This is a genomic window from Bacterioplanoides sp. (assembly GCF_965226395.1).
Taxonomy (GTDB): domain Bacteria; phylum Pseudomonadota; class Gammaproteobacteria; order Pseudomonadales; family Oceanobacteraceae; genus Bacterioplanoides.
Map to the genome: position 1 here is coordinate 369,600 of NZ_OZ245358.1, position 13,096 is coordinate 382,695.

The window sequence follows — 13,096 nt, forward strand, 5'->3', positions numbered from 1 at the left end:
ACAGCGTGGAGTTTCATATGCCAATTACTGTTACACCAACAGGTGAAGCTTGTGGCGCCTACATCGAAGGCGTTGATCTGACCAAACCTCTGTCTAAAGAAGATATTCATGATATTCGCCAGGCCTGGCATGAACATCACGTTATTATTTTCCGTAACCAGCCGCTAAGCGACGACGACCTTGAGCGTGTTTCTTCGGATTTTGGTGACTTAGCAGAAGATCCGTTTGTTAAGTGTTACAACGGCCGCAAACACATGATTTCTATCCAGCGCGAAGCGGATGAAACCAGCCCGATTTTTGCAGATATCTGGCACGCGGACTGGACCTTTAAAAAAGAGCCTCCATTCGCCACCTGTCTGTTCAGTATTGATATCCCACCGGTTGGTGGTGACACCTTATTTGCTAATCAGGTAGCTGCAGCGGCTGAAATGCCAGCGGATCTGCGCGAGCGTCTGGAAGGCAAAATGGCAATTCACTCAGCAAAAATGGGTTACTCGAAAAAAGGCTCTTATGGCGATAAGTTTAAGAGCAAGAGTATGGAAATCACGCCTTCTGATGAAGCGATGGAATCCGAAACTCACCCATTTATTATCAAGCACCCTGAGAGTGGTAAAGAATCCATTTACGGCTCCGCCATCGCTTATATTGTTGGTATCGAAGATATGAAACAAAAAGAAGCAATGGATCTGGTGATGGAAGTACAGCGCTGGCAGATTCAGGAGCAATTTGTATACGCTCACAAATGGGAAAAAGACATGCTGGTGATGTGGGACAACCGCAGTGTATTACACAAAGCAACCGGTGGTTTTGAAGGCCATCGTCGTGAACTGCACCGCACCACCATCAGTGCACGCCCGGAAGATTTAAAATATCAGAACTGCATCTGATTAATCAGAGTACTTTCTGAAATAACTCCAGCTCTGAAGTGGCATGTGCCATTTCAGAGTGAGATTACCGTTAAAACACATAAACAATAAAAAGGACGCTCATTATGTCTATTGATGCTTACATCGAAAAAATCATTCCAGCCGTTGATAAATTTGGTGGCTTTGCTCAGCCAGTAAAATTTAATATCGGTGGCGCTATTATTCACATCATTGGTAAAGATGTGACCACCGAAGATAAAGACGCTGATTGCACCATCACTATGTCACCAGAAATTTTTGAACAAATTCTGGCCGGTGATACCGATCCGATGTCTGCAGTAATGGAAGGCGACATTGAAGTAGAAGGTGATTCTGCGATTGCCATCAGCATTCAGGGCTTATTCTAAGCCACTGCCTGCCACACGCTTTCAGATACCTGAAAGCGTGTTATTTGTTTTACGTTTGTTTTTAACCTCCTCTTTTTATTTTTCTGGTAACTGGCATGTTGTGGAAACACAATAACCGCGCCAATCTGGCCGTTCAGTCCATCCTGCAGATTCTTGAGCACGAAGGCCTTAATCCGGCAGTTTGCCTGAAAAATACCGGTATTCAGGTCCATGAGATTATGGCGCCGGATACCGAAATCTCCGACTACCTTGAAATCAAAATTCTTGAGCAAGCATTAGCGGCTCTGCCTGGCAAAGCAGGCTATGGCATTGAATCGGGCGAAACTCTGCATGTGAATAATTGTGGCGTCTGGGGGTTAGCTATTTTAACCAGCCCAAATGTTCGCTCAGCGTTTGAGACGGCATCACGATTTTCTGAAATGTCGATTATGCTATCCAAAATCACCCTGACGGAAACTCAGGATCAGGTGATTTTCTCTCTGGATTTAGCGCACCTGCCGCCGTCCATTCATTCGTTTATTTTTGAGCGTTATTACGGCACCACATTAAATTTTTTCCGTGAGATGATTCCTGAATACGATTTCTCCCACGCTGAATTAGTTGTACCGGCCCATCACTCAGAATACACGCAACAATTAGCGGCCATTACTAATCACCGGGTCAGTTGCAGCACCAGCGGTTATGCCATTAAAGCGTCAAAGACATTATTAGATTATCCGTTTCCCAAAGCGGATTCGGTAATTCATGCGCACTTTATCCGCGAGTGTGAGCAGGTATTACGCTCACACAAACAGTTACCGGATAACGCCCAGAAAATCCGTAATTATATTCTGAATAAAAAAGTCTTTACTCCTCGACTGCCAGACGTCGCCAGCTCGCTGTATATGAGCGAAAGGACTCTTAAGCGGCGTTTACAGGAAGAAGGTCATACCTTCAGTGAAATTGTGCTCGACACCAAAATGACTCTGGCCAAAGAATTATTATTAACCGCAGCCCTGCCAGTTAAAGTGGTCGCAGTGCGGCTGGATTACTCCGAACCAGCGAGTTTTATCCGTGCTTTTGGCAAATGGTGGGGCGTCTCGCCTACCGAAATCAAAGCCACGGATATTCCGGTTAAGTTTCTCCAGCCTGCCAGCTGATTCCTACTTCTGACTCCTACTCCTAACCCTTACTTGTAGCTTTCAGGCCTCACTGTTACATCTTATCGCGCCAAAAACACCACTTGATACAGATCAATAAAGAAAAAATCCGCTGAAAATCTGGCCTCTAACATCATTGATGGCCGTAGATATCAATCTCATGGCCAGTTATATCAATCTTGTGGCCAGAAGTATCATGTTTCACGTCATCCATTCGCTTTACCTTTAACTCACTCGTCAGACATCAGAGATAACCCAGTGCTATCTCATTTTAATAACAACTGACGCTTCAAATTCTGAAACAACATTCTAATAAAAATCTGGAGTGAACAATGACTATTACCGTTACCCCAACTGGTGAAGCTTGTGGCGCATACATTGAAGGCGTAGACCTGACTAAGCCACTGTCTAAAGAAGATATCCGCGATATTCGTCAGGCATGGAACGAACATCACGTGATTATTTTCCGCAATCAGCCATTAAGCGATGACGACCTTGAGCGTGTCTCTTCAGATTTTGGTGATCTGGCCATCGATCCGTTTGTAAAATCCATTGAAGGCCGTAAACACCTTATTTCCATTCAGCGCGAAGCCGATGAAACCAGCCCGATTTTTGCTGATATCTGGCACGCTGACTGGAGCTTCAAAAAACAGCCACCGTTTGGCACCTGTCTGTTCAGTGTTGAAATTCCACCAGAAGGTGGGGATACCTTATTCGCCAACCAGGTAGCTGCGGCCGCTGAAATGCCGGAAGATCTGCGTCAGCGTGTTGAAGGCAAAATGGCGATTCACTCGGCAAAAATGGGTTATTCCAAAAAAGGCTCTTATGGCGATAAATTTGAGAGCAAAAGCATGGTTGTAACAGCGTCTGACGAAGCGCTGGAATCCGAAACCCATCCGTTTATTATTAAACACCCTGAAAGTGGCAAAGAGTCTATTTTCGGTTCCGCCATTGCCTATATTGTTGGTATCGAAGATATGAAACAAAAAGAAGCCATGGATCTGGTGATGGAAGTTCAACGCTGGCAGATTCAGGATCAGTTTGTTTACCGTCACAAGTGGGAAAAAGACATGCTGGTGATGTGGGACAACCGCAGTGTATTACACAAAGCGACCGGTGGTTTTGAAGGCCATCGCCGCGAACTGCACCGCAGCACCATCAGTGCGCGCCCAGAAGACCTGAAATACGGTTCATTTTAATTTAACAATAAAAAAGGACACGACTATGTCTATTGATGCTTACATCGAAAAAATTATTCCAGCCGTTGATAAATTTGGTGGTTTTAACCAGCCGGTAAAATTTAACATTGGCGGCGACATTGTTCACATCATCGGTAAAGAAGTAACCACCGAAGATAAAGATGCGGATTGCACCATTACCATGGCACCAGCTGTTTTTGAACAGATTCTGGCCGGTGATACCGACCCAATGTCTGCGGTAATGGAAGGTGATATTGAAGTAGAGGGTGACTCTGCGATTGCTATCAGCATTCAGGGCCTGTTCTAAGCTTCCCTGAAACGAGCTTCTGCTCCACAAACGCCAAACCAGCCGGTCATGACCTGTGTCATTGACAGGCTGGTTTGGCGTTTATACATTGGCTGATCTGTTATTTTCAGCCGTGCCCCTATGTCGAAACACCATAACCGCGCCAGCGCTTCTATCCAGCCGGTGATCAATATTCTGAAAAACGAAGGCATTGATCCGGAGTTATGTCTTGCGGGCACACCACTGACGCTCGACAAAATAACCCAGGCCGATACTGAAATTTCCGGCACCATGGAAATTAAAATCATTGAGCAAGCCCTTACCCTGCTGCCACCGCGTGCTGGATATGGCATTTTAGCCGGGCAGGATTTACAGCTGGATAATTATGGTGTGTGGGGCTTAGCCGTATTAACCAGCCCTAATGTACGCAGTGCCTTTCAGACCACTTCCCGCTTTTCCGAAATGTCGATCATGTTGTCAAAAGTCAGTTTACGGGAAGGAAAAGATCAGGTGTCGCTGATACTCGACATGGGCCATTTACCACGTTCAATACGCCCGTTTATTTTTGAGCGCTATTTCACCATGACGGTGAGCTTTTTACAGCGCATGATCCCGGCCTACGACTTTTCTAAGTCTGAGTTATGGCTGCCTTTTTCAGACGAGGTTTATGAAACACAATTACAGGCACTGAGTGGTTTTTCGATTAAAGCCAATGCGCCCTACTTTGCGGTTTCCACATCCCGTTCGTTGCTGGATTATTCATTTCCCAAAGCCGACTCCACCATTCATTCCCACTTTATGGCGGAATGTGAAAGCCTGCTAAAATCACAAACGCGATTATCCGATTATTCCCAGCGAATTCGCGATTACATGCTGAATGAACAGGTTTTCTCACCCAAATTAGCCAGTGTTGCTAAATCTCTGTTTATGAGTGAACGCACTCTGAGGCGCCGCTTAGCAGAAGAGGGTCATAGCTTCAGCGATATTGTACTCGACACTAAAATGCGACTGGCTAAAGAGCTGCTGGTGACTGCTTCTTTACCGGTTAAAGTCGTGGCCGCTCGTCTCGAATATGCCGAACCCGCCAGTTTTATTCGTGCTTTTGGTAAATGGTGGGGCGTTCCTCCGGGAAAAATTAAATCAACCCACATCCCGGTTAAGTATCAGTAGTCGCAGACCCGTTTTACCGTTATATTTTGTGCCTGAAAAATAACAGGTAAAACAGAGGGGTTAGTCATGCCTTGTCATATTGCGAGATTCCGGAACACCAACACCGGAGATACGGGTTGGGCGGTTGTATCAGACGGTTTTTATCAACTGGAAGGTGACTATCCTGACACGCGCGCATTAATTAACGAAGGGCGTGAACAAGCGTTTCAAATCGCGGCCGATAGCAGTGCCTACCAGAATCAGAAACTGGACGACAATAGCATCGAATTATTGTCACCAATCACCACCCCTTGCCGGGTGATTTGTCAGGGCTCAAATTACCCACAAAGTCGTGCCGAAACCGGCATGGACCCATACGACCGCAGCTTTAACACGCTGTTTCATAAGTCCGATGCCAGCATCAGTGAACCCAACACCGATATTGTGATTCCGTCGCATATCAAACTGCTGGATTATGAAATCGAAATGGCTGTTGTGGTTGGCAAAGATATTCAGCAAGCGGTCAGCATTACTGAGAAAAATATTCACGACTATGTTGCCGGTATTGTGATGGTACACGATGTGACCGCACGAGATGTGCAACTGCCACAAGTGCAGTATTTTAAAGGCAAAAGCTACCGCACCTTTGGCCCAACCGGGCCGTATTTATGCCTGCTGAATAATGACGAAATGCATTATCTGGCAGAGATGAATTTATCCCTGTCACTCAATGATGAACTGCGTCAGACCGACCAGAGCGGCAATATGCTGTTTAAGCCACATGAAACACTGACTGAGCTATCGGAAATTGCCCACCTGAGTGCCGGAGATATTGTCTTAACCGGCTCTCCCGGCGGTGCAGCGATGACCGTTCCACCAGCGCCGCTGGTGAAATTCCTGGGTTTATTGCCGGAAAAAGTAAAATGGAAAGCCTTTGTTAAAAAACAAAGTGGCAATCCACGTTACCTGAAAGATGGTGATCAGGTTGAATCCCGCATTGTCAGCCAGGATGGAAAAATCGACTTAGGCGTACAGCGCAACCGCGTTCGCGCAGGGTAAATTTCTCTTTCTAAAAACCCAGAAACCGGTACCAACCTTATATTGCTGCTATTCAGCAGTATAAGCGTCAGCACCGGTTTTTTATTGCTTAAATAACACCGATATTAATTGTTTAGCAAACAACCACTGGCTGGCCAAATAACCCTTTCCTTTTGGCAGTGAGTCATCAACCTCTGCCACACAATTATCATAAAACATATGAAACGCCGGGTCTGGCAATGGCACATCAGCACGCAGAATTTTACTCGGTATCACCGCCATCTCTGGTAACACACCCAGCTTCAGAAATTCCACCGCAATATCACCACATTCAATACATTTACCCCGTTGTAAAATGGGCGGAAAGGCATGGGCTTTATATTCAATCAGGGTTTTATCCGGGGTTTCTACCTCACGCGCGCGAAACACACAAATATCGGCATGTGCAGCGTGATTCACTGACTGACAAATACTGCAGTGACAATAATTGCGAAATAATGGTTGCTGATGGATCTTATACTGAACCTTGCCGCAACCACATTGTGCTGTAATCATATTTTCCACCCTGTTTACTGTATAAATTCAGGTATAAATTCGGTATTTAAAATAATAATCCAATTGAGACATAAGTTTGTGTGGTTTGACCATTTGCCTCATTCAGCCCCTGAGCATAACCCAGGGTGATTGGTACAATCGCCCGATAGCCTAACACCAGTTCGGCAGTGAGTTCAGCTCCAACGCCAGTTAACTGATTACGCTTTTGCTGGCGAAACCAGGCCTGACCAGAATCAACAAAGGTACGGCCAACAATGTCCAGCGCACCAAATGGATTCAGCCCCCAGTTATTTTCCAGCCGGTATACCGGAAAGGCCAGCGATAAGGTCTGACGGTGAATATAATGACCACGCTGCACATTATTTTCATAACCGCGTAATGAATAATCGTTGCGGCCAAATAAACGACCAGCGTCTCCTGTCTCGCCGCCTAATGAAAAGGATTCAGCTTCGTCATCAGCAATGCCACCCGCCAAACCATAAGTCAGGCTCCAGCGCCCGGGTAAATCCCAGCTGTAATTCATACTGGCCTGCCAGCTGTCACCACTGAAGTCTGATTCAATCACGTCATTGGTTTCATAAATCAGGTCGATATAGGTCCCCCACCCGGTACCGGGAACATCGGTAAAAAACTCGCGATTATCAAACCGCAAAGCACCACCCAACAGCGCTTCGTCACGTTTCAGCGAGGTATCCACCAGCTGTTTTTGCTCAATCGTAGCCCCCAGATAAAACGTCAGCTGATCTTCAAACATCGGTGCTAATAACGAGCGCTGTATCAACCATTCATCATCGCGCTGGATATTATCAATCAAACGGCCATTTTCTTCGCGCACACTGTTTAAATCGTCATGGTCCCGGGAAAAGGCGATCGTCCAGCGATTATCGTATTGGTAAGTTAACCGGGTATTCCATTGCTCCAGTTGGGTGTCACGATTCACCAGCGCAGTATAACGATGACGCCCTAACGCATCCGTTCCGGCAGTCACCACACCTATTTGGGTTGAGTCTTCATTACTCAGATAAAAAGGCAGCCAGGTATGAGGCCGGATACTGCGCCACCAGGCGCTGTGATTCATTTGATAATCCTGAGCATCGGTAATCTTTTCAGGCAATGGCTGAATACCATAATCAAACTGATAACGACCCTGCTGGGCTTGAAAAGGTTGTAAAGGCTGGCGGCTCAACGCTGTGGCAGAAGTAAACGGCTGTTGCACTAATTGATAGCCGTTGTGCTGATAACGACTGTAGTACAGGGTATCCGCCACTTTTGATGGGTTAAAAACCCCCGTTAATGTGTTGGTCAGCCGCTGTAGATTATTGGGTTTTAATAAGTTCAGCTGATAAATATTGAATACGCCCTGATAGTCGGCACTGAAAATAATTTCTGACGCAGAAATAAATTCCGGTGAGTTTTCGGTGGCTTTTGTATCGGTCACCGCCTGCCATTGCAGAGGTAACGATGACAGCTCCGCTATTTCCAGATTCCAGCCTCTATTAGCGTGTTTAACCGAAGCGATAATCCGGTTGTTAAACACATCAAAATCCGCCAGCACATCTCCACTCTGGCCTCGCCATACCCGTGTTTGTGAGGTTATTTCTGGCTTATTATTTTGCTGGCTCAGCGTGAGCTTAAATAATTCACTGATGCCATTAATATTACGACTGGCCAACAAGGTTGAATCATTCAGCCAACGAACTTTACGAAAACGCTGGCGCTCGGTAATGGCTTGCCAACCTTGTTGTGAATCCCATAAAAATAAATCATTCCAGTTACGGCCATCGGCATAAGCCAGTTGCCGTGATACCACCACCTGGCCACTGTCAGAAACATCCATATCCGTGACACCTTTTTTATACGACAAGGTCTTTTTTTGCGTATTTCCTTCTCTTAGGGTGTTTTCTTCGTCGTTTTGCGTGTAACTCACCAGCTCGGTTCGCTCAGAGCGGCTACGATTGATCGCATACAGTGCCGAGGAATGACCGGCAAACACTGGCTGAGAAGTTTGTTCTGCGCTCAATACCCGCGTTGCGATATCCGCCTGACGAGCTGATAAAGACTGAATATCTGCCGCAAAACGCTGCTGCAAATATTGCTGAAAATCGAGCCATAGCTGAGCAAAGGTTTTACCAAATACCTGACGCGCCGTACTCTCCTGAGTGAAATAACCAATAAACTCATTACTGTAATTCTGCAGATAACGGCGCAGAGTATTGTCGCCGTAGGTTTGCGCCAGATATTCAATAAAAAAGGCGCCGTATAAATACGCCCGATTGGTTGGAAACTCACGCCCGGGGGTCACCACCTCGCCCAGACTCATCAACTCACCACTGGCTACTTCGCTACGCATCAGCATCTGATAAAAGTTGCTTTGCAAACGTCCGTAACCCTGCTCTTTATTAGTTTCCAAATACACCGCCAGACCTTCCAGCAACATAGGTGGTGTTAACGAATGCGGAAAAGGAGATAACGGTATAATAACGGGCAATAACGGCGTACGACCAAAGATATGACGCCCAACCTCGGGCATACCTGAAGCCATCTCAGTATGCAGTACATGCACGTATTCATGGCGGATCAAACCAGGCAACCAATCACCAATGGTTTCTAAACCGTTCAGATCCTGCGGCGGGCTGGCGTATAAACGAATCTGGGCAAACGGGAACGGTGTAGCCCAGCCATTGGAGGTATCAAAATCATCCACCAGCACAATCCGGGTCGGTTCCGGCGGCAATGACACCCGGCCCAAATCATCACTGAAAAATGGCACCAGCTCGCGATGTACCTGCTCTGCTATCTGTAACGACTGCAGCGCCAGAGCGCGATTTACCGGGCGATAAAAGATTTCGAAATGGTCAGACGCCTGCACCTGCCATTCACCCGCCTGATCATCATCCCAGGCTACAGGAACGGCAACCGCAAGCGGCGCCAGAATCAGAAAGTTTATAACCAGAAAAAATGTGACGTACAAACCCGGAATAAAGCGCTGAATCATACGATGCTGATGCCTTCTGCTATGCCTTGTGTGTTTGTGCCTTGTGAAAGGTACGATGATTATTTGTCCATAAAGGCAGCATCATAACGTGGATAATCGACCTTTGCCTATGACAGAGGTTGCCGCAAAAAAATCGCTGATCTACGCTGAAACCATCATCAGGTGCAGACTGTTCTGCAGGAGGTTCGTTATGCCCTGGTCAGATCACCATCGTCGCGCAGCACGGTATAATCACTGGATTAACAGCCAGCTCTATCAGGCCTGCCACCAACTATCGCAGCAACAGCTCAGCGCCGATGCCGGGCTGTTTTTTAACTCCATCAGCGGCACTTTAAATCACTTGTTAATTACCGATTTATTGTGGCTGTCACGCCTGGCGAACAGTTATCCGATTCTGGAAGAATTACGTGATATTGAATTCCCACCACAACTGGATGGCATCATCAGCCACGACTTGAACCAGCTTTGGCAGCTGAGACAACGCATTGATGATGTAATGATTCGCTGGACCGATTTATTACGTCAGGATGACGCTAAAGCTGTGATTGAATACACCTCAAGTAGCGGAACAGACTACGCCAAGCCCCTGGATGCTACGTTGCAGCATGTGTTTAATCATCAAACGCATCATCGTGGTCAGATTACTGCCGTGCTCGGGAAACTAGGGGTAGATTATGGCGAAACCGATTTATTGTTTATGCCCGGAGAAAACTAAAGCGCCAGGGCCTGTTAACACTATTTCGATCACGCTGTTATGACTGAAAATCTTTCAATCAAGTTTTCAGCCATAACGACGTTAAAAATAACGCATCATTTCGGCCGCCAGAACCCCCAGAACCGCCAGCAAAAACCAATGCCAGTGGCGGAATACCGGTTCTGGCAAAGGTGTTTCATCTCGGCGGTTGGCATCATCGTATTGCTGAACGATTAAGCGTCCTTGTTCAAAGTCATCGTCATTAACCATGACCCGAACGTAATTATTAGCCGCCAGATCGCCCAGTCCACCCGTCAGGTATTCGCCTTCAATAAAGGCACTGATTTTATGTTGCTGTAACAAACCCACCAGCACATGAGCTTCGAGCATATCCGCGGCGTTATAAACACATTTCATAAAGGATCATTATTCAGCAGTTGCTCTGCGCGTTCAGGGTGAAAGCGATAAATCTGAAACGGCGCCTGAGCCAGCATGTCATCGCGGGGAATACCAATCACCTGATGCAAGGCCGAGCAAGTTACGTATAAATAACCATCCTGTGCCAGACTGAAGCCATCTGGCCAGCGTAAATCGGCCGATTTTAATAAGGTTTGTAATTCACCATCCGGGCGGCGGCGAACAATGGCGGAGTGTTCCAGATCACTCAGATAAACGTTACCGGCGGCATCCATCGCCATGCCATCGGTCATGGTTTTAGGCCCCAGAGCTTCGACCCGGGATTCCAGCGTGGCATAAGGTAAGGTGTTGTCGTGTAAATCTGCGGTGCGTACCCGATATAACTGCTCAGCACTGATCGCTGCAAAATACAGCCACTCACCCGCTGCATCCAATGCAATACCATCAACACCCGGGTTGACAGTAAAGACGCCAAACAGTGACATCGCCCGCCCCTGCACCACTGGCTGATACTCTCCGGCAGTGACCGTTGGACTTTTATGCAATACCCGCCAACTGTCTTGCTCCTGTCGATCAAACACCACCAGAGCCGGCGTCTGAGCTAACAGGCTGGCATCGGTGATATAGAAATAGCGACCATCCGGGCTGATGCGGAAATCATTGGCATGTGACCCCAGCGGAAATACATCCCGGGGAAACGTGTATTGCTGCAACAATTCGCCATTATTGATATCAAACGCCAGCAGGCGTACCGGCTCAAGACCGTGCTTACCGTTATCCAGCAGCCATAATTCGTTATTAAACAGACGCAGCGATAACACTTCGTTCAGAGCATCATCTTTGCCCGAGCCTGGTTGCCAGCTGGCATCCGGAAAAGCCATAACCTCATCCGTGCCATCGGCCTGCTTTCTCAGCTCAGCCACATTGATGGCCGGGCCTGCTTCCGGATGAAAAGTGAAGAACACACGACTATCGGCGGCAACCGCAATATTACCCGGCGGATACGGCAAATCGGCCACGGTTTCTAACTCGGTAGAAGGTAACAGTGGCGCCCCACTTAAATCCGGGAAAGCAGCCTGTTGGTAGTAGCCCCAACGAACAGCAGCCAATCCGGCAGCCAGTAAAACAATTAACAACAGCAGAATACGGGCGAACATCATCATTCCTTATTATTTTTGCAGCGCTGCAACACTAACAAAGTTCTCAGAGCCTGTTAACACCATACATGTCCCATCCTTTCTGGAGCTATTGACGACATATCTTCTGCATACCGGGAAATTAGGATAGAGTGCGCGCCTGTTTATTTCCCCATTGATCCTACGCTATTCAGAGCACGAGAGTTTTATGCAGTTGCCGGTTATCTATCAGGACGATCATCTGATCGCGATTAACAAACCCAGTGGACTTCTGGTTCACCGCAGCGAGATCGACCGCCATGAAACCCGCTTTGCCCTTCAGTTAGTGCGCAATATGCTGGGTCATCATGTGTTTCCGGTACATCGTCTGGATAAACCAACTTCCGGCGTGCTGTTATTTGCCAAATCCTCTGAAATCGCCAGCTTAGTGGTGGATCAATGGCGTGAACGAGCGGTCGATAAACGTTACCTGGCGATTGTTCGTGGTTACTTTCCGGAGTCTGTTCACCTCGACAAAGCCATGTCACCGCCGGTTGATAAATACGCCAAACACGAACGGGTAAAACCACCTCAGGAAGCCATTACCGATTTCCGCTGCCTGGCTCAGGTAGAGCTGCCCATCGCCATCGACAAGTACCCACAATCGCGCTACTCGTTAATTGAAGCCTTGCCTAAAACCGGCCGCAAACATCAGATTCGCCGCCACCTGAAACACCTGGCGCATCCCATTATTGGTGATGCCCGGTATGGCAAAGGCAAGCACAGTCGTTATTTCCGCGATCATTTTGATGCGCCCCGCCTGTTACTACACGCCTGGCAGCTGACCATGCAACATCCGGTTTCCGGTGAAACCCTGATCTTAAATGCGCCGGTTGATAATGTGATGCGTCGTTTGTGTCTGCGCTTTGGTTGGCAGCAGTCTCTGCCAGACGAGCTGCAGAACTGGTCAGAAATGGTGCCGGATTGTATGGATCAGTTCTTCCCGGAGCGTGATGAGCCCACCTGCGTCTCTGAAATTCTGCCGCCTCCTCCGGTTTCAACAGCAACAGAACCTGAGTGATTGGCAATCTTTACAATCACTTTGTGGATAAAAAACTGGATAAATTTTCAGAAAGCCCTCTAAAGCCGCATAAACACTGGCGTTGAGGGCATTCAACCATCGAATGGTCAATTTATTTCTCTTTATAATTCAACAACTTATAAAAACAACCCAAA

At 47.3% G+C, this 13,096-nt stretch carries 13 protein-coding genes; 9 read left to right on the forward strand and 4 right to left on the reverse strand.

Features of this window, described 5'->3' with window-relative positions; translation table 11 throughout:
- Positions 1-17: 17 nt before the first annotated feature.
- From ACO05E_RS01660 to ACO05E_RS01690, 7 genes are all read left to right on the forward strand, one after another.
- Positions 18-887, forward strand: coding sequence for a TauD/TfdA dioxygenase family protein (locus tag ACO05E_RS01660; RefSeq protein WP_419811270.1), 870 nt, complete (start codon positions 18-20; stop codon positions 885-887).
- 104 nt (positions 888-991) lie between these two features.
- Positions 992-1,273, forward strand: a complete 282-nt coding sequence (locus tag ACO05E_RS01665) for an SCP2 sterol-binding domain-containing protein (protein WP_419811271.1) — start codon at positions 992-994, stop codon at positions 1,271-1,273.
- 95 nt (positions 1,274-1,368) lie between these two features.
- Positions 1,369-2,412 carry an AraC family transcriptional regulator ligand-binding domain-containing protein gene (locus tag ACO05E_RS01670; RefSeq protein WP_419811272.1) on the forward strand — a complete coding sequence of 348 codons (1,044 nt, stop codon included), beginning with the start codon at positions 1,369-1,371 and terminating at the stop codon, positions 2,410-2,412.
- A gap of 332 nt (positions 2,413-2,744) precedes the next feature.
- Positions 2,745-3,611: a TauD/TfdA dioxygenase family protein gene (locus ACO05E_RS01675; RefSeq protein ID WP_419811273.1), complete on the forward strand. Its 867-nt coding sequence runs from the start codon at positions 2,745-2,747 to the stop codon at positions 3,609-3,611.
- A gap of 25 nt (positions 3,612-3,636) precedes the next feature.
- Positions 3,637-3,918 (forward strand): SCP2 sterol-binding domain-containing protein, encoded by a 282-nt coding sequence (locus ACO05E_RS01680; RefSeq protein WP_419811274.1) that lies wholly within the window; start codon positions 3,637-3,639, stop codon positions 3,916-3,918.
- Positions 3,919-4,038: 120 nt separating this feature from the next.
- Positions 4,039-5,067, forward strand: coding sequence for an AraC family transcriptional regulator ligand-binding domain-containing protein (locus ACO05E_RS01685; protein WP_419811275.1), 1,029 nt, complete (start codon positions 4,039-4,041; stop codon positions 5,065-5,067).
- A 66-nt stretch (positions 5,068-5,133) separates the two neighbouring features.
- A complete protein-coding gene (locus tag ACO05E_RS01690; RefSeq protein WP_419811276.1) occupies positions 5,134-6,105 on the forward strand; it encodes a fumarylacetoacetate hydrolase family protein in 972 nt (323 codons plus the stop codon).
- 81 nt (positions 6,106-6,186) lie between these two features.
- On the opposite strand, the gene ACO05E_RS01695 is transcribed toward ACO05E_RS01690, so the two are convergent.
- Both ACO05E_RS01695 and ACO05E_RS01700 read right to left on the reverse strand, forming a co-directional pair.
- Positions 6,187-6,639, reverse strand: coding sequence for a GFA family protein (locus ACO05E_RS01695; RefSeq protein WP_419811277.1), 453 nt, complete (start codon positions 6,637-6,639; stop codon positions 6,187-6,189).
- 46 nt (positions 6,640-6,685) lie between these two features.
- Positions 6,686-9,634 carry a hypothetical protein gene (locus ACO05E_RS01700; protein ID WP_419811278.1) on the reverse strand — a complete coding sequence of 983 codons (2,949 nt, stop codon included), beginning with the start codon at positions 9,632-9,634 and terminating at the stop codon, positions 6,686-6,688.
- 190 nt (positions 9,635-9,824) lie between these two features.
- Between ACO05E_RS01700 and ACO05E_RS01705 the strand changes: the two genes are divergently transcribed.
- On the forward strand, positions 9,825-10,349 hold the full coding sequence (locus ACO05E_RS01705) for a DinB family protein (protein WP_419811279.1): 525 nt from the start codon (positions 9,825-9,827) through the stop codon (positions 10,347-10,349).
- Between the two features lie 81 nt (positions 10,350-10,430).
- On the opposite strand, the gene ACO05E_RS01710 is transcribed toward ACO05E_RS01705, so the two are convergent.
- Both ACO05E_RS01710 and ACO05E_RS01715 read right to left on the reverse strand, forming a co-directional pair.
- Positions 10,431-10,745: a DUF2007 domain-containing protein gene (locus tag ACO05E_RS01710; protein ID WP_419811280.1), complete on the reverse strand. Its 315-nt coding sequence runs from the start codon at positions 10,743-10,745 to the stop codon at positions 10,431-10,433.
- A complete protein-coding gene (locus ACO05E_RS01715) occupies positions 10,742-11,902 on the reverse strand; it encodes an SMP-30/gluconolactonase/LRE family protein (RefSeq protein WP_419811281.1) in 1,161 nt (386 codons plus the stop codon). Before ACO05E_RS01715 ends, ACO05E_RS01710 begins: the two co-directional genes overlap by 4 nt.
- Before the next feature lie 187 nt (positions 11,903-12,089).
- Here ACO05E_RS01715 and ACO05E_RS01720 point away from each other — a divergent pair, with 187 nt between their 5' ends.
- Positions 12,090-12,941 carry a pseudouridine synthase gene (locus ACO05E_RS01720; RefSeq protein WP_419811282.1) on the forward strand — a complete coding sequence of 284 codons (852 nt, stop codon included), beginning with the start codon at positions 12,090-12,092 and terminating at the stop codon, positions 12,939-12,941.
- Positions 12,942-13,096: the final 155 nt, after the last annotated feature.